Source organism: Novosphingobium sp. fls2-241-R2A-195, assembly GCF_030209485.1.
Classification (GTDB): domain Bacteria; phylum Pseudomonadota; class Alphaproteobacteria; order Sphingomonadales; family Sphingomonadaceae; genus Novosphingobium; species Novosphingobium resinovorum.
Genome location: NZ_JARVRY010000022.1, coordinates 80,348 through 97,497, shown reverse-complemented (window position 1 = coordinate 97,497; position 17,150 = coordinate 80,348). Strand labels below are relative to the sequence as shown.

The window sequence follows — 17,150 nt, the reverse complement described above, 5'->3', positions numbered from 1 at the left end:
GGGAGGGGCATTCTCGCACTTTCTCCCCTCCCACTTGCGGGAGGGACTGGGGGTGAAACGAAAAAGGGCGGCGCAGCCTTGCCGCTGCGCCGCCCTCCTCTCGTTTTCAGCCTCAGCCGATATCAGTACACGCGGGCCTTGGGCTTGATGTACTCGACGTCGTCGGTCAGCGTGAATTCGTGCACCGGGCGATAGTCGATGCGAACGTCGCCGCCCTTGCCGCCCCAGCCGTCGAACCAGGTCGCGGTGTGCTTCATCCAGTTCACGTCGTCGCGGTTCGGGAAGTCCTCGTGCGCATGCGCGCCGCGGCTTTCCTTGCGGTTCTGCGCGCCGTGCAGGGTGACGGTCGCCTGCGAGATCAGGTTATCGAGTTCCAGCGTCTCCACCAGGTCCGAGTTCCAGATCAGGCCGCGGTCGGTGACCTTGATGTCGTTCATCTTCTGATAGGTCGCGGCGAGCTTTTCCTTGCCCTCGACCATCAGTTCGTCGGTGCGGAACACCGCCGCGTGAAGCGACATGGTGCGCTGCATCTCGGTGCGGATTTCCGCCGTCGAGGACGAGCCGTTGGCATTGCGGAAGTGGTCGAGGCGGGTGAGCGCCAGATCGGCCGAATCCTTGGGCAGTTCTGCCTGCGTGCCGTTCGGCGTCAGGTTTTCCTTCAGGTACAGGCCGGTCGCGCGGCCGAACACCACGAGGTCGATCAGCGAGTTCGAGCCCAGGCGGTTGGCGCCGTGGACCGAAACGCAGGCCGCCTCGCCCACCGCGAACAGGCCCGGAACCACGGTTTCGGGATCGCCGTCGGGGCCGATGGTCATCACGCGGCCGTTATAGTCGCACGGGATGCCGCCCATGTTGTAGTGCACGGTCGGGACGACCGGCAACGGCTGGCGGGTAAGGTCGACGCCCGCGAAGATCTTGCCGCTCTCGGTGATGCCCGGCAGACGCTCGCCCAGCACCTTGGGATCGATGTGATCGAGGTGCAGGTAGATGTGGTCCTTGTGCGGCCCAACGCCGCGGCCTTCACGGATTTCCATCGCCATCGAGCGCGAGACGACGTCACGGCTGGCGAGATCCTTGGCCGAGGGAGCGTAGCGCTCCATGAAGCGCTCGCCCTCGGAGTTGGTCAGGTAGCCGCCCTCGCCGCGTGCGCCCTCGGTGATGAGAACGCCGGCGCCGTAGATGCCGGTCGGGTGGAACTGCACGAACTCCATGTCCTGCAGGGGCAGGCCCGCGCGCAGCACCATGCCGCCGCCGTCGCCGGTGCAGGTATGGGCCGAAGTCGCGGTGAAGTACGAACGGCCGTAGCCGCCGGTCGCGAGCACGACGGCCTGCGAGCGGAAGCGGTGGATCGTGCCGTCATCCATGCACAGCGCGATCACGCCGACGCACTTGCCGCCGTCCATGATGAGGTCGATCGCGAAGTATTCGATGAAGAAGTCCGCGTCGTACTTCAGAGACTGCTGGTACAGCGCGTGGAGCATGGCGTGGCCGGTACGGTCCGCTGCGGCGCAGGTGCGCTGCACCGGCGGGCCTTCGCCCATGTTCTGCATGTGGCCGCCGAACGGACGCTGGTAGATCGTGCCGTCCGCGTTGCGGCTGAAGGGCACGCCTGCGTGCTCCAGCTCGTACACGGCTGCGGGAGCTTCGCGCACCATGTATTCGATGGCGTCCTGGTCGCCCAGCCAGTCCGACCCCTTGACGGTGTCGTACATGTGCCAGGTCCAGTGGTCCGGCGTGTTGTTCTTGAGCGACGCGGCAATGCCGCCCTGCGCCGCAACGGTGTGGCTTCGTGTGGGGAACACCTTGGTGATGCACGCGGTCTTCAGCCCGGCTTCGGCCGAGCCCATCGTGGCGCGCAGGCCCGAGCCGCCGGCGCCGACGACGACGGTGTCGTAGGTGTGGTCGATGATCTTGTAGGCAGGCGCGGACATCAGGCGTGTGCTCCCAGCGCGATACGGACGATGCAGAACACGCCGAACGCGATCCCGCCGCAAGCGGCAAGGTTCAGCGCGGCGATGGCGGCGAACTTGTTGGCGTGGTCGTGCAGGTAGTCCTCGACCAGCACCTGCAGGCCGAGGCGTGCGTGCCAGAAAGTCGTGACGACCAGCAGGATCATCATCACGGCCGGGACCGGACGTGCGATCCACTCGACGATGGTGCCGTAGGAATAGTCCGGCAGCAGCACCAGCGAGACGATCAGGAACAGCACCGAGATCAGGTTGCCGATCGCGGTGAAGCGCTGCAGCAGCCAGTGGTGGACGCCGCCCTTTGCCGAGCCGAGGCCGCGCACGCGGCCGATGGAGGTTCCGTTACCCATTGTTCGTTACCCTCAGCGAAGCAGCAGGAGCGCCCAGAAGGCGGCGGTGAGAACGACACCCAGGACCGGGCACAGGATCGACCACAGGCGGTTCGCCTGCAGTTCGAAGCCGGCCCCGACGTCGAGGAAGAAGTGGCGAATGCCGCTCGCCATGTGGCTGAAGAAGGCCCACGAGATGCCCACGAGCACCAGATAGCCGATCGGCGTCGTCATCGCCCACGCGAAGGTCGCATAGGAGGCGGGGCCTCCGGCGAGCGCGCCCAGCCACCACAGCAGCACAGCGAGGCCGGCGAATGCCATGCCATCGCCGGTGACGCGGTGGAGGATCGACACGAACATGTGCGGGCCCCACTTCCAGATCTGGAGGTGCGGCGAGAGCGGACGGTTCTTGGTCCCGGCGTTTGCCATGGCGCTTACGAATCCCCTTGCCTGCGGCAGTGTCATGAACTGCCCTATTGCATGCCCCCTTAGACAAATCGCCGCATGGTGCAAGTTCTGCGGCGCAACATCTGCGTGGTGGACTGGTCTATCTGACAGGTGAGCCGTAAAGCATCGCGCATGAGTCGCACCTCCCTGGCTATCGCGCTGGCTGCCCTGACGGCAGCTTCTCCTTTCAACGTCCACGCCGCAGGGCGGGGGGCGATGACGCCAGCGACGCTCGCCAAGGCTTGCGAGGGTAAGGACGAGTGGGCCGATCCCGCTCCCCCTGCGCGCATTTTCGCGAACACCTGGTACGTGGGGACCTGCGGCATTTCCGCGATCCTGGTGACGGGCGACAAGGGACATGTGCTGGTGGACGCGGGCGTGACCAAGGCCGCCCCGCTGGTGCTGGCGAACATCCGGCGCGCCGGGTTCAACCCGAAGGACGTGCGCTGGATTGTTGCCAGTCACGAGCACTTCGACCATGTCGGCGCGCTTGCCGCACTGCAGCAAGCGACGGGTGCAAAAGTTGCAGCCCTTCCCGCGCAGAAAGCGGCTCTCGCCAGCGGCAAGCCGAGCGCCGACGACCCGCAATTCGCCGGTCTCGACCCTATGGCCCCGGTCCGCGTCGATCGCGTGTTGAAGGACGGGGATACCCTAGCCGTAGGCAATCTGCTGCTGACCGCACATGCAACGCCGGTGCACGCTCCGGGCTCGACAAGTTGGACGTGGACCTCCTGCGCGCCCAAGCTGGGCTGCCGCAGGATCGCCTACGCGGACAGCTCCTCGACGATCTCGTCTGACGGCTACCGCTTCACCGATCACCCGCAGCGCATTGCGGCGATCCGAAAGGGCCTGCCGGTGATGGCCGCCCTGCCCTGCGACATCCTGCTCACCCCGCATCCCGGCCAGAGCGAGATGATGGAACGCTTCGCCGGAAATACGCCGCTAGCCGACAACGACGCCTGCCGCGCTTATGCGAAGGCCGCCGAGGGGCGGCTCGCCCAGCGTCTCGCCAAGGAAAATGCTAAGTGAGCTGGAAAGTCACCGTCTTTGCCGCCCGCCCTATCATCGAGGCTGCCCTTGTCGCGCACGAGGACGCATGGGACTGGGATCACGAGATCGTCCTTTCCGGCCGCGAGGTCGCCGAAGACCAGCCGGAGGACTGGGTTCTGGAAGCCTGGCTCGACCGCAAGCCTACCAGGGCGGACAAAACCGCGATCACTGTCCTTTTCGCTGAGACGAAACCCAAGCTGATCGTCGAGGAACTGCCGGAAACCGACTGGCTCGTCGCCAGCCAGGAAGGGCTTGAGCCGATCCGCGCCGGACGCTTCCACGTTCATACGCCCGATCACCCGGCAGTGGACGAGCCCGGCGTCTTCGACTTCGCGATCCCCGCCAGCCAGGCCTTCGGCACCGGCCATCACGCCACGACCGCCGGGTGCCTGGCGATGCTGACGCACATGAAGGCGCAGGGGCTCGTCGTACGCAACTGCGCCGACATCGGCACCGGCACCGGCCTGCTTGCTTTCGCCGCACTCTCGCTCTGGCCGCGCACGCTGGCGATCGCGAGCGACATCGATGCCGTCTGCGTCAACGTGGTCCAAGACAATGCCGAGGCCAACGGCGTGACGATGGGGGGCCGGCGCGGCGAACTGGTGATGACAGTGGCCGACGGCATGACCCATCCGGTGCTGGAGGCCCGCGGGCCTTATGACCTGATCCTCGCCAACATCCTCGCCGGGCCGCTGGTCCACCTCGCCCCCGATTTCGGCAAGGCGCTCGTCCCGGGCGGGCATCTGCTGCTGGCGGGCCTGCTGGAGACGCAGGAAGCCGCCGTGCGCGCTGCGTGCCGCAAGGCAGGCCTGCGCCTCGCCGCGCGCATGGTCAATGGCGACTGGTCGATCCTGTGGATGCGCAAGCGGGGGCGTTAACACACGCCTGCCCCTGAAATCTCACACCGGAAGCAGTTCCAGCCCCTGAACCACGCGACTGCGCCGCAGCATCGCGGCCTGTGCGTCGCGTGAGATCGGCCGGTCGAAGGCGAAACCGACGCGGTCCTTGACCACCCAGCGCACGGTGCCGCGCACCGGCGGATAATCATCCACCACGAAGCTGAAGCACTGGCCTGCAGCGACGCCCGCCCGCTCGATAACGAACTGGCAGCCGTCCGAAGTCACGTGCCGCGCCACGGCGGAAGCATGCGTCGACAGCTTGCGGCGGCTCTGCACGTTTACCTCTCTTGAGCAATGGATCTGGTCAGGAGGTAAAGGTAATTAACACTGGTAAACGGCCGGTAAAGATTTGGCTTCTGTATCGATTGCATTTTTATGAATTTTTCCCCGAGAATATGTAAAACATCGTAAACATCAATTAACCAACCGCGATTGCCTCAAGTTAAGGTTTAATACGCAGAATAGACATCGACAGGGGGTTGGCAGACAGCTTTTACGAGGCCAACCATGGAAGACGTTAAGAACGACCGTCCGACGGTCATCACCGGTCCGCTCGGCGAACCGATGAGCATCGACAGCCTGCCACCGCCCAAGACTTCGCGCTGGGTGGTACGCAGGAAGGCTGAAGTGGTAGCTGCGGTCAACGGCGGACTGCTGACGATCGCGGAAGCCTGCGAACGCTACGACCTTACGCTCGAAGAGCTTGCCTCCTGGCAGCGCTCTATCGAACGCGAGGGGATGGCCGGCCTGCGCGCAACGCGCGTCCAGCATTACCGCCAGGTGCACGAGCGCCGCGGACGTTACAGCTGATTCTATCGCGCTGCGGTATCCCCCTGCACGCCGCGCGTAGCTGAAGCGCATACCGGCCGGCCTTGAGGCCAGCCTCCCAGCCCTCCCGCTCGCGGGAGGGCTTTGCTTTTGCCTTATCCTGCAGCGCGAACGATTTCGGCCCATTCCTCTTCGCTGAGCACCCGGATCCCCAACTCGGCCGCCTTCTTCAATTTCGAGCCCGCCCCCGGTCCTGCGACCAGAATGTCCGTCTTTGGCGATACCGATCCCGCAGCCTTGGCGCCCAGCCGCTCGGCCTGCGCTTTGGCCTCGTCGCGGCTCATCGTCTCCAGCTTGCCGGTGAACACCACGGTCTTGCCCGAGACTTCGCTTTCCTTCGTCTCGACAACGTAGGGCGGCGGCGACACCTCGTTCAACAGGTCGTCCCATACAGTACGGTTGTGCTCTTCGTGGAAGAAGTCGCCCAGCGCCTCGACCACCACCGGGCCGACGCCGTCGATGGAGATCAATTCGGCATAGGCGTCGCTTGCTGCCTTCACTTCGTCCTCGCCCTGCTTGACCTGCGCCTGCTCGGCGAGAGCGCGCAGTTCGGGAAGCGTCGTGAAGCGCTTGAGGAGATCGCGCGCGGTCACGGCCCCGACGTGGCGGATGCCGAGGCCGAACAGGAGCCGGGCGGCGTCGGGGCTGCGCTTGCTTTCCACAGCCGCCAACAGGTTGTCCACAGACTTGTCCTTCCACCCTTCGAGGGCCAGGATCTCCTCGCGGCGCCTGCGGAGACGGAAGATGTCGGCCGGGCTTTCGAGCCAGCCCTGCGCGAAAAATTCGTCGATGGTCTTTTCGCCCAACCCCTCGATGTCGAGTGCGGCGCGGCTGACGAAGTGCTTCAGGCGCTCGGTCCGCTGCGCCGGGCAAATCAGCCCGCCGGTGCAGCGCACGTCGACTTCACCCTCGGCCGCGACCGCCTCGGACTGGCACTGCGGGCAATGATCCGGGAACACGTAAGCGGCGCGCTCCTCCTCGCGAGAGAGGTTGTCCACCACCTGCGGGATGACGTCGCCCGCGCGCTGGAGCACCACCCGGTCACCGGGACGCACGCCGAGGCGGGCAATTTCGTCGCGGTTGTGGAGCGTCACGTTGGTGACCGTCACGCCGCCCACCAGCACCGGCTTGAGGCGTCCCACCGGCGTCAGCTTGCCGGTGCGCCCGACCTGGATATCGATCGATTCGAGCGTGGTCTCCGCTCGCTCCGCGGGGAACTTGTGCGCCATGCCCCAGCGCGGCGCCTTGGCGACGAAGCCCAGCCGCTGCTGCCAGTCGAGCCGGTCCACCTTGTAGACCACCCCGTCGATCTCGAACGGCAGCGCGGCGCGGCCATCACGAATGGCGCGGTAGGCGGCCAGCATCTCTTCGAGCGAGTGACACTGGCGGAATTGCGGCGAGACCGGCAGGCCCCAGCTTTCGATACGACGGATGACTTCATGCTGGCTCGCGCCGGGCACATGGCTGGCTGCACCCCAGCCGTGCGCCCAGAAGCGCAAGGGGCGCTTGGCGGTTACGCTCGCATCCTTCTGGCGCAGCGAGCCGGCAGCCGCATTACGCGGGTTGGCGAACTGGCGGACCTTGCTGTCGTCGAACGCCTCGCCCTTGCTTTCGGCGAGCGCGCGCGCCTCGTCCATCAACTGGGTGTTAAGGGCGAGGAACGCCCCCTTTTCCATGTAGACTTCGCCGCGCACCTCGAAGACCTCGGGAATGTCCTCGCCTTCGAGTTCCTGCACGACGTCGGCAATATGCGCGACGTTGGCGGTAACGTCCTCGCCCACCTGCCCGTCCCCGCGCGTAGCGGCGCGCACCAATTTGCCGTGCTCGTAGCGCAGCGAGCAGGAGAGGCCGTCGATCTTGTCCTCCGCCGTCATCACCAGTGGTTCCTCGGCGGCAAGTGACAGGAACCGCCGCACGCGCGTCAGGAACTCCCCGACTTCCTCGTCGGTGAAGGCATTGTCGAGGCTCATCATGCGAACCTCGTGCGTCACTTTGCCGAGCGGTGAGGCAGCGACTTCGTGACCGACCTTGTTACTGGGCGAATCGGGTCTCGTAAGATGCGGGAACGCTGCTTCCAGCTCCGCATTACGCCGCACCAGCGCGTCGTAATCGGCGTCGGTGATCTCCGGCGCATCCTCGGCGTGGTAGAGGCGGTTGGCGCGGTTGATCTGGCGCGCAAGCCGCATGAGTTCGTTGGCGGCTTCGGCTTCGTTCGGGGAATCGGCAGTCATGATTTGCGCTATGCAACGTTGCGCGGGCCGGGACCAGTCTGCTGCTTACACCCGCACCAGCAACCTGTCCGCCTGCGCGCGCGCCTCGTCGGTCACTTGCGCGCCAGAGAGCATGCGGGCGATCTCTTCCTTGCGCTCGGCGTCAGTCAGCGGTGTTACCGAGGTGCGCGTGACGGTGCCCTGGCTGGACTTGGCGATCATGTAGTGCCGGTCACCGCGCGCCGCGACTTGCGGGGAGTGAGTCACCGCCAACAGCTGGCCGCTGGAGGCGAGGCGCGACAGGCGTTCGCCGATAGCATCGGCTACTGCGCCGCCGACGCCGCGGTCGATCTCGTCGAAGATCACCGTCGCCGCACCGCCCTCTTCGGCCAGCGCCACCTTCAGCGCGAGGATGAAGCGCGACAATTCGCCGCCGCTGGCGATCTTGCCGAGCGGCGCGAAGTCCGAGCCGGGGTTGGTGCTGATGAGGAATTCCACCGCATCCATGCCCGAAGCGCCCCAGCGCTCCTCGGGAAGACGCACCACCGACGTCTGGAACCTCGCGGCATCCAGCTTGAGCGGCGCCAGCTCCGTCGCCACGGCTGCGTCGAGCTTTTTCGCCGCCGCACGCCGCAAATCGTGGAGCGCGCCCGCCTTCTCGCGATAGGCCAGCGCGGCCTTCTGCGCCGCTTTTTCCAGTTCGACGATATGCTCGTTACCGCCTTCGATGTCGTCGAGCGCGGCGCGCATCTCGGTCATCTTCGCGGGCAGGTCATCGACCTGGCAGCCTTGCTTGCGGGCGACGGCGCGCAAGTCGAACAACCGGGTCTCGATGCGGTCGAGTTCGGCCGGGTCGAAGGCCAGCGCTTCGGCCGCCTTGTCGAGCTTGTCCTCGGCCTCGCTCGCCTCGATCACGGCGCGATCGAGCGCGGCCAGCGCTTCTTCCAGCAGTTCGTGCTCTCCGGCGATACGGTCGAGGCGGCGCGAGGCGGTGCGCAATTGCGCCAGCGCCGAATCAGAGCCGGTCCACAAGTGCTGCAGGGCCGAGAGATCGTCGGCCAGCTTTTCGCCCTTCTGCATCTGCGCGCGGGCACCGGCGAGTTCGTCCTCCTCCCCCTCGACAGGGGCGAGCGTGGTCAGTTCGGCGAGATGCGCGAGCAGCAGGTCCTGATCCTCGGCGGCGCGGGCGACGCGTTCGCGTGCAAGTTCCAATGCATCCTGCGCGCCGCGCCAGTCCTTCCACGCCGCCTCGACCCCCGCGACCTCACCGCCCGCGAAACGGTCGAGCAGCGCGCGGTGGCCGCGCGCGTTGACCAGACCACGATCGTCATGCTGGCCGTGAATCTCGACCAGCGCGGGCGCGATCTCGCGAAGCAGGGCGACACCGACGCTCTGGTCGTTGAGGAAAGCCTTCGAGCCGCCGTCGGCCTTGAGCTGGCGCTTTAGGATGAGCGGCTCGCCGGGCTCGATCTCCAGCCCGGCGTCGTCGATCGTCGCCAGCACGGAAGCAGGAATCGCCGAGACATCGAAGCTGGCGGTGACGCTGGCCCGATCCTCTCCCCCGCGCACAAGTCCACTATCCGCCCGATTGCCGAGCACGAGGCCCAGCGCATCAAGCAGGATGGATTTGCCCGCACCGGTCTCACCAGTGAGGACGCCGAGGCCACGGGCGAAATCGAGGTCGAGCGCCTCGATCAGCACGATGTTGCGAATGGAAAGCCGGCTAAGCATGTTCGCGAAGCGTTCTAGCCGATGCGTGACCGCCCGTCACCCCGCTTCGCGCGAAGCAAAGGCGATTACCAGCCCGTACTGCCGTTCAAGTAATGGGCGACGAGCGCGGCCCAGCCCGCGAGGAATATGGCCACGATGGCGGCAAGCTCGGGTCGCCATGTCCGCTTCTGGGCGGATTCGACGCGGATGTCGGGCTCGAACGGGAAATCGTGCTTCATGTTCATTGCTCTTGCGACCTGTCCCAGCCTGTCGGCAGTCTCCGGCTTTTGTCCGGATTCCCTTTATGTAGGCTCACCTTAATTGGTAAAAACCACCATAAGGACGATTTCCATCAAAGAGAAATTACTTAAGGTTCACAGTGCAAACGATTTAAGCGATTTTTCAGATCAGCCCGTCGGAAAAAGTTCCCGGCTTGCCGCAATAAATTTACCCCCGCAGCGCGGATGACGCTGCGGGGGCACAAGCTTCAGGCGGGTTTCAGAAGGCGGACTTGATGGTGAAGCCCCAGGTCCGCGGGTCACCCGGAAGGCCGGCGATCAGGCCGGTATTGCCGGGGCCGACCATCAGCTGCTCGAAATAGTTCTCGTCGAAGGCGTTGCGCACCCAGCCGTAGACGTCGAACCCGCTTTCAGTGCGGAAACCAGCGCGGAAGTTGTGCAGGCTGTAACCGTCGATCCACGTGTAGGCCGAGGGCGACGGATTCGACGAGAAGTTCGAACGCACCGAACCGTCATAGCCGAAGTAAACCTCACCCTCCTTGCCGAGCAGCTTGGCCGGGGCGTTGACCTCGGCACCGAACGAGAACGAGAACTTCGAGACGCCCGGCAGGCGCTGGCCAGAGATGTCGCAGTTTTCGGGGCTGATGCCGCCCGGTGTACCTGCGGGACTGACCGTCGTGGTCGATGTGACGGTGGTGCCGCCGGAAAGCTCCGGCGGGCACGGCGCGTCGGTGAACTTGCGATAGGTCGCGTCGGTGTAGGCGCCGTTGACATAGGCGTTGAACCGTTCGCTCGGACGGACTGAGAAGTCCGCCTCGACACCCTGCGAACGAACCGCGCCTGCGTTGGCGAGATAGCCGCGCAGCACGCCGTACTGGCCGTTGTTCACGTTGGCCTGGTAGTTGGTGATGTCGGTGCGGAAGATCGAGAGGTTGAGGGTGGCCTTGCGGTCCCAGAACTGAGTCTTGATGCCTGCTTCGTAATGGTGGACCGATTCCGGCTTGACCGTCGCGGTCGCCAGGATCGGGTTGTTGCTGCCGTCCACCGGAACGCCGTTCTGGTTGATGCCGCCCGACTTGAACGACTTCGCATAGGTCGCATAGAGCAGCACGTCCTGCGCCACCTTGTAGCTGGCGGTGAAGTCGTAGCTGAAGTTCCAGTCGCTGAACGTCGGCGAGATTTCCTGCGGTGTATAGATCGCCAGCTGCGCGCTCTGCCGCGCGGTGTAGCTGGGCAGGCCGAGCAGAAGTTCGTTGCCCTGCCCGTCGAACACGCGGCGCTGGTAGTAGCCTTCCTTCTTGTCGTAGTTGAGGCGCACGCCGGGCTGCAGGGTCAGTTCGGGCGTGATGTGCCAGCTCAACTGGCCATAGAGTGCGGCGCTGGTGTTCTTCAGGTACTGCGTGTTGTAGGCGACTAGGCCGTCAAGCACCGTCGGATCGCAGGCGAGTTGGTTCGCCGCGCTCGTACCGCAGCCCGAGGAGCCCGGCGGGACGGCGGCGACGCTGCCCGGATTGATGCTCCAGCGGCTCGCGGCCGCGCCTTGCGCCTCGGTGCCCTGCGTGTCGATGCGCTGGTAGAAACCGAAGGCGCCGACGACGAAGTCGATCTTGTCGCTGCTGTAGTTGTAGCGCAGTTCCTGCGTGTACTGGTCCTGCTGCGACGGGTTCTGCGACAACGCGACGATCGGCAGCCCGGTAAAGTCGCGGTCGTTCGAGGGATCCCAGTCCCAGAAGCGCCAGGCAGTGATCGAGGTCAGCGTGCCCTCGCCCAGTTCCCACTTCACGCGCAGCGAAGCGCCGCCGATCTTGTTCTTGGCGCGCAGGTCGGTGTCGAGATCGGTCAGACGGTCGAACGCATTCAGGCTCGGCGGCGCATAGCCCTGAGCAGCGGCGAGAGCCGCGAACTGGCGATTGATGGCTCGCTGGGTGGCGCCGGTGCGGACGTAGACCGAGCCGCAGCAGTTGGCGTCCTGGTTGCTGAAGTCGCCCGCGAGGGTCACGTCGATGGTATCGGTCGGCTTCCACAGCAGCTGGCCGCGCAGACCCAGATTGTCCTGGCTCTGGATGTGCTCGCCAGTGGTGACGTTGTAGATCGTGCCCTTGCGACTGGTCGAGGAGACGGCGATGCGCGCCGCGAGATTATCGGTCAGCGGGCCGGAGATCGCGGCCTTGGCCTGCTTGAAGTTGTAGTTGCCGATCGAGACCTCGGCCTTGCCCTCGAAGTCGAAGGTCGGCTGGTTGGTCGTGATGTTGATCGCGCCTGCCGTGGTGTTCTTGCCGTAGAGCGTACCCTGCGGCCCGCGCAGCACTTCGACCTGTGCCACGTCGAGGAAGTCGAACGTCGCGGAGGCCACGCGCGAGTTGTAGACGTCGTCGACGTAGATGCCGACGCCCTGCTCGATGCCGTCGTTGGTCAGGCCGAACGGAACGCCCAGACCACGGATGTTGACGGCGGTGTTGCGCGGGTTTGACGAGTAATACTGAAGCGTCGGCGTCAGCTGCTGCAGGCGGCCGACGTTGAAGGAACCGGTCGAATCGATGTGCTCCCCTCCAACGACCGAAATCGCGAGCGGCACTTCCTGGCTCGATTCCTGGCGGCGGCGTGCAGTGACGACGATGTCGGCGCCGCGGTCACGCGCACCGGTACCGACCGAAGTTGGATTGTCCTGCTCGTCGGCGGCGGACGCGGTGGCTGCGGCAGCAGGCGCGGCTTCTTCGGCATGTGCCGCAGAGAAGCCGATCGTCGCCGAAGCGAGTACGGTGGTTGCCAGTAATGTCCGGCGGACGAACGAAGTCATTATTCAAATCCTCTGTCAGGGAATTGAATGCAACCGGCGATCCGGTGTGCACCTGGTCGGCCTTCCCCCTTCAGGGCCGGCAGGTATGGCTCGAGGGTCTGCGCGCGGCACTTCGCTGTCGAATGCGCCGCTTGCGGGTTCGGCCGGAAGGGATCATGGAATGCCTGCGGTCGCACCGCGTGGCCCTCATATGACTTTTCCTCCAGGCCGTTTCGCCTCTTGTTGAGCTTTTCTAATCTCAACTTATTTAGTGGACAATAGACTTCAGCTATCAGGCGCTAAAGTGAAACTGCTCGGCGGCAAAGCGAGGGATCGCCGCGGCGTGGCCCACGAGAAAAAGCGGCCGCGCTGGGAAGCGCGGCCGCTCGAGGACAAATGTAAAGCATGATTGGCCCATGTACGGGGCTGTACTCCTCTCCCGAGCAAGCCCGGAAGAGGGCCGGAATATCAGGCCGCGACGTTCTTCGGTGCGCTCTTTTCCATCAGCTTGTAGGCACGGGCGTACCAGTCGCTGTTCGGGTAGTTGTGCTCCAGAACGGCTGCTGCCTTCTGCGCTTCTTCGGGGATACCCATCGAAAGGTAGCCCTCGACAAGGCGGTACAGTGCCTCGGGCGTGTGGCTGGTGGTCTGGAAGTTATCGACCACATTGCGGAAGCGCAGCGTCGCCGCCAGCCACTTGCCGCTACGCTCATAGGAGCGGCCGATGGTCATTTCCTTGCCCGCGAGGTGATCGTTGACGAGGTCGATCTTGAGCTGGGCGTCACGCGCATAAGTCGTGCCGGGATAACGGCGCATCACGTCGGTCAGCGCCTGCTTGGCCTGCTGCGTGGTCTTCTGGTCGCGGGTCACGTCGCTGATCTGTTCATAATAGCAGATCGAGATCAGGTAGTAGGCGTAAGGCGCGTCCTTGTTGCCCGGGTGAATCGACAGGAAGCGCTGCGCCGACTGGACAGCCTTGTTGTAGTCACGCGCTGCATAGTAGCTGAACGCGCTCATCAGCTGCGCGCGGCGCGCCCAGGGCGAATAGGGATGCTGGCGCTCGACCTCGTCGAACAGCGCGGCGGCCTGCTTGGTGCGGCCGGTTTCCAGCCGTTCCTGCGCGGCGGCATAGAGCGTATCGACGTCGCGCGCGACGTAGGCGGTATCGCGATTCTTCGCCCGTCCCCCGCAACCGGCAGTGAGAACGATCGCCCCGGTAGCGGCGGCGAGGATGGCGGTCTTGAGCGACGAGCGTGCGAACATGGACGGGTCTATAACCAGCGCTTCGCTGAACGCCAAGTGAAGTTGCGCAAGAGTGGACAGCGCAATTGTCGCAAGCCGCTACAACCTCTAGGCTTCCCGCATGGCAGGCAGCAGCGATCTCTATTCCCCGATGATGTCCGACGCCCTGGTGATCCTGGGCGCGGCAGGCATCGTCATCCCGGTGTTCAACCGGTTCCGCATCACGCCCGTCATCGGCTTCATCCTCGTCGGCCTGCTGGTCGGTCCGTTCGGGCTCGGCCGCCATGTGTTCGACCATCGCTGGCTGCATTACATCACCATCACCGACCCGGACGGGCTGGATATCTTCGCTGAATTCGGCATCATCCTGCTGCTGTTCTCGATCGGTCTGGAGCTGTCCTTCGCCCGCCTGTGGGAGATGCGGCGCATGGTCTTCGGGCTGGGCTCGCTCGAACTGATCGTCATCGCCGCTTCGCTGACCTTCATCCTCGCGGCGATCGGCCAGAGCTTTTCCGGCGCCATGGCGCTGGGCCTCGCCCTCGCGCTGTCGTCCACTGCACTGGTGCTCAAGATCACCGAGACGACCACGCCGGTCGGCAAGGCCGCACTGGCGATGCTGCTGTTCGAGGACATCGCGCTCGTCCCCATCATCTTCCTGCTCGGCGCGCTCGGCCCGCACACCGGGGACGGTGTCAGCGACCTGCTCAACACCCTGTTGTGGGGCACCGTGGTGGTCGGCGGCCTGCTGATCTTCGGCCGCTACCTGCTGCCGCCGCTGTTCGCGCAGGCCGCCCGCACCAAGAGCCCCGAACTGTTCCTCGCCGCGAGTTTGCTCGTGGTGATCGTCGCCTCGCTGGCGACCGCCGCCGCCGGGCTTTCCCCCATCGTCGGCGCCCTCGTCGCCGGGCTGTTGATCGCCGAGACCGAGTACCATTCCGAGGTCGAGCAGATCACCGAACCGTTCAAGGGCCTCGCCCTCGGCGTCTTCCTGATCACCATCGGCATGAGCATCGACCTCTACGTCGTCTGGGAAAACCTCGCCTCGATCCTGATCGCAACAGTAGTGGTCATCGTGCTCAAATCGGTAGTGACCGGCGTGATGCTGCGGGTGATGGGCGCCCGGCGCGGCACTGCGACCGAAGCGGGCATCCTCATGTCGAGCCCTTCGGAGACCACGCTGATCGTGCTGACCGCGGCCAGCACCGCCCAGTTGATCCAGCCCGGCACGGCGCAGTTCTGGCAGATCGTCACCGCGCTCGGCCTGACGGTGACACCGCTCCTGGCAATGGCCGGTAAGGTCATGGGCAAGCGCGTGGACGGAGCCGAGACGCCGCACCGCCCCGCCGACGACGCCACCCGCCCGCGCACGCTGATCGTCGGATTCGGCCGCGTCGGCCACCTCGTCGCCGACATGCTGACCCGGCACGGGCGGCCCTATCTCGCGATCGACAGCGACGCCGACCTCGTGACCCACGGCCGGCGCCTCGGCTACACCGTCGCCTTCGGTAACGCGGGTCGCGGCGACGCCTTGGTGCGGCTCGGCGCGGCGGAGGCGGCGGCGGTGATCCTCACCATGGACGAGCCTGTCACCGCCCAGCGCATCGTGCGCAAACTACGCCAGCAGTTCCCCGACCTGCCGATTCTCGCCCGCGCCCGCGACGCCGACCATGCCGCCCAGCTCTACCGCGCCGGAGCCAGCTATGCCGTGCCCGAAACACTGGAAAGTTCGCTGCAGCTTTCCGAGGCCGCGCTCGTCGAAACCGGCGTCGCGATGGGACCGATCATCGCCTCGATCCACGAAAAGCGCGACGAATTCCGCGAGATGATCATGGAACGCGGCGGCCTTTCGGAGAAGCCCTCGCTGAAATCCGGCCAGCTGCGTGAGGCGGAAAGAGCTTAGGGAACAACCACGTCCGCACCGCCCTTGACCCGGTCGAGGGCGATCAGCGTGCGGAAGCTAGCCACCCATTCGTGGTCGGAAAACAGCCGCCGCGTCAACACTTCATAGGCGCTCATGTCCGTAGTGACGATCACCAGAACGAAGCTGGTGCCGCCGGTCGTGTAGTAGCATTGCTGCACTTCGGACGTCTCGCGGAACAGCGCCTTGGCGCGATCGATACTGGCGGTGCGCTCGTCGCGCAGGAACACCTCGACGATCGCGGTGACCGTCAGCGAGAGTGCCGCCGGATCGACCAGCGCGACGTTGGCGGCGATCGTGCCCGACTGCTCCATCGCCGCGATTCGCCGCTGCACCGCCGCCGCCGAGAGGTTCACCGCTTCCCCGATCGCGCGCTGCGGCGTCTTGTTGTCACGCTGCAGGATTCGCAGGATTTCACGGTCGAAGGCGTCGAGCGGGGCGGTCTTCTTGGGCATATGCGAGTTTTTGTTGCGTTTCGTGGCCAAATCAAGAGCGCACAACCCGCTGTCCAAGTGATATTTGCTCACGGCACATAACGGCACTCAGCGGCACATAAAGCTACCACACGATGACCACAGGCACGGCAATCCCCACTGACAACCGCCTGACCGGCGTGCTCTGCGGCATCGGCGCGGGGGCCTTGTGGGGCCTCGTGTTCCTAGCGCCCGAACTGGCAAGCAGCTTCTCCCCCCTCCAGCTGAGCATCGGCCGCTACTTGTGCTACGGAGCCGCGTCGGCATTGCTGATCGCGCCGCGCCGCCGCCAGGTCCTCGCCGCGCTGACCCGCCGCGAGTGGTGGAGCCTTGCCTGGCTCGCCCTGCTCGGCAACACCGCCTACTTCGTGTTCCTCGCCAGCGCCGTGCAATCGGGCGGGGTCGCGATGACCTCGCTGGTGATCGGCTTCCTGCCCGTAGCGGTGACCATCGTGGGCAGCCGCGACCATGGTGCCGTACCGCTGCGCCGCCTCGCGCCCTCGCTGCTGCTCTGCGCCGGAGGAGCGGTCTGCATCGGCTGGCAGTCGCTGGCCTCGCCCGCCTCCGGATCGACGACCGCGCAACTGACCGGCCTCGCCTGCGCCATCGGCGCCCTCGCCTCGTGGACCACGTTCGCGATCGGCAATGCCCGCTGCCTCGTGCGCACCAAAGTCTCGGTCCATGAGTGGAACCTGCTGACCGGCCTCGTCACCGGAGCGCAGGCCCTGGTCCTCCTCCCCGTCTCGCTCGTGCTGGAGGACTGGCGCCGCCCGGCCCCCGAATGGCTGACTTTCGCGGCCGTCTGCGTCGCCGTCGCGCTCCTAGCCTCGATTCTCGGCAATGCGCTTTGGAACCGGATGAGCCGCCTGCTGCCACTCACACTCGTCGGCCAGATGATCCTGTTCGAAACGCTGTTCGCGCTGATCTACGGCTTCGCATGGGAAGGTCGCCTGCCGAAGCCGATGGAACTGGCCGCCTTCGCGCTGGTAGTGGCGAGCGTGGTTACCTGCCTTTCGGCGCATCGCCGCCCCTGATTCGTCATTGCGAGCACAGCGAAGCAAT

Annotated in this window: 15 protein-coding genes; 5 read left to right on the top strand and 10 right to left on the bottom strand. The window is 65.4% G+C overall.

Annotated features, from left to right (window positions below; genetic code table 11):
- Nucleotides 1-122: 122 nt before the first annotated feature.
- From sdhA to sdhC, 3 genes are read right to left on the bottom strand one after another with little or no spacing between them, the layout of a single operon-like run.
- Nucleotides 123-1,931, bottom strand: coding sequence for a succinate dehydrogenase flavoprotein subunit (gene sdhA, locus QRN25_RS16580; protein ID WP_036523815.1), 1,809 nt, complete (start codon nt 1,929-1,931; stop codon nt 123-125).
- Nucleotides 1,931-2,317, bottom strand: coding sequence for a succinate dehydrogenase, hydrophobic membrane anchor protein (gene sdhD, locus QRN25_RS16575; protein ID WP_008831298.1), 387 nt, complete (start codon nt 2,315-2,317; stop codon nt 1,931-1,933). Before sdhD ends, sdhA begins: the two co-directional genes overlap by 1 nt.
- Nucleotides 2,318-2,329: 12 nt before the next feature.
- Nucleotides 2,330-2,725, bottom strand: coding sequence for a succinate dehydrogenase, cytochrome b556 subunit (gene sdhC, locus QRN25_RS16570; RefSeq protein ID WP_008831297.1), 396 nt, complete (start codon nt 2,723-2,725; stop codon nt 2,330-2,332).
- A 150-nt stretch (nt 2,726-2,875) separates the two neighbouring features.
- Between sdhC and bla the strand changes: the two genes are divergently transcribed.
- On the top strand, nt 2,876-3,772 hold the full coding sequence (bla, locus tag QRN25_RS16565; RefSeq protein ID WP_285020326.1) for a subclass B3 metallo-beta-lactamase: 897 nt from the start codon (nt 2,876-2,878) through the stop codon (nt 3,770-3,772).
- Nucleotides 3,769-4,671, top strand: coding sequence for a 50S ribosomal protein L11 methyltransferase (locus QRN25_RS16560; protein ID WP_285020325.1), 903 nt, complete (start codon nt 3,769-3,771; stop codon nt 4,669-4,671). The genes bla and QRN25_RS16560 overlap by 4 nt, the downstream gene beginning before the upstream one ends.
- Nucleotides 4,672-4,692: 21 nt before the next feature.
- Here the strand turns inward: QRN25_RS16560 and QRN25_RS16555 are convergent, their stop codons facing one another.
- The gene (locus QRN25_RS16555) at nt 4,693-4,968 is read right to left on the bottom strand and encodes a PilZ domain-containing protein (protein WP_271181179.1); all 276 of its coding nucleotides are present in this window, start codon (nt 4,966-4,968) and stop codon (nt 4,693-4,695) included.
- A 231-nt stretch (nt 4,969-5,199) separates the two neighbouring features.
- Between QRN25_RS16555 and sciP the strand changes: the two genes are divergently transcribed.
- Complete coding sequence (gene sciP, locus QRN25_RS16550; protein ID WP_271181180.1) at nt 5,200-5,502, top strand: CtrA inhibitor SciP; 303 nt, start codon at nt 5,200-5,202, stop codon at nt 5,500-5,502.
- 113 nt (nt 5,503-5,615) lie between these two features.
- Here sciP and ligA read toward each other — a convergent pair whose 3' ends face one another.
- From ligA to QRN25_RS16525, 5 genes are all read right to left on the bottom strand, one after another.
- Entirely contained in the window at nt 5,616-7,751 is a 2,136-nt protein-coding gene (gene ligA, locus QRN25_RS16545; protein WP_285020324.1) for an NAD-dependent DNA ligase LigA, read from the bottom strand.
- A 45-nt stretch (nt 7,752-7,796) separates the two neighbouring features.
- Entirely contained in the window at nt 7,797-9,461 is a 1,665-nt protein-coding gene (gene recN, locus QRN25_RS16540) for a DNA repair protein RecN (protein ID WP_271181182.1), read from the bottom strand.
- Nucleotides 9,462-9,526: 65 nt separating this feature from the next.
- On the bottom strand, nt 9,527-9,679 hold the full coding sequence (locus tag QRN25_RS16535; protein ID WP_271181183.1) for a hypothetical protein: 153 nt from the start codon (nt 9,677-9,679) through the stop codon (nt 9,527-9,529).
- Between the two features lie 259 nt (nt 9,680-9,938).
- Nucleotides 9,939-12,476 (bottom strand): TonB-dependent receptor, encoded by a 2,538-nt coding sequence (locus QRN25_RS16530; RefSeq protein ID WP_285020323.1) that lies wholly within the window; start codon nt 12,474-12,476, stop codon nt 9,939-9,941.
- Nucleotides 12,477-12,923: 447 nt separating this feature from the next.
- Nucleotides 12,924-13,718 (bottom strand): outer membrane protein assembly factor BamD, encoded by a 795-nt coding sequence (locus QRN25_RS16525; RefSeq protein WP_271181185.1) that lies wholly within the window; start codon nt 13,716-13,718, stop codon nt 12,924-12,926.
- Nucleotides 13,719-13,818: 100 nt separating this feature from the next.
- Between QRN25_RS16525 and QRN25_RS16520 the strand changes: the two genes are divergently transcribed.
- Nucleotides 13,819-15,597, top strand: a complete 1,779-nt coding sequence (locus QRN25_RS16520) for a cation:proton antiporter domain-containing protein (RefSeq protein WP_271181186.1) — start codon at nt 13,819-13,821, stop codon at nt 15,595-15,597.
- On the opposite strand, the gene QRN25_RS16515 is transcribed toward QRN25_RS16520, so the two are convergent.
- A complete protein-coding gene (locus QRN25_RS16515) occupies nt 15,594-16,070 on the bottom strand; it encodes an Lrp/AsnC family transcriptional regulator (RefSeq protein WP_285020320.1) in 477 nt (158 codons plus the stop codon). The two genes, QRN25_RS16520 and QRN25_RS16515, sit on opposite strands and share 4 nt — an antisense overlap.
- Nucleotides 16,071-16,183: 113 nt before the next feature.
- Between QRN25_RS16515 and QRN25_RS16510 the strand changes: the two genes are divergently transcribed.
- On the top strand, nt 16,184-17,122 hold the full coding sequence (locus tag QRN25_RS16510; protein ID WP_285020318.1) for a DMT family transporter: 939 nt from the start codon (nt 16,184-16,186) through the stop codon (nt 17,120-17,122).
- Nucleotides 17,123-17,150: the final 28 nt, after the last annotated feature.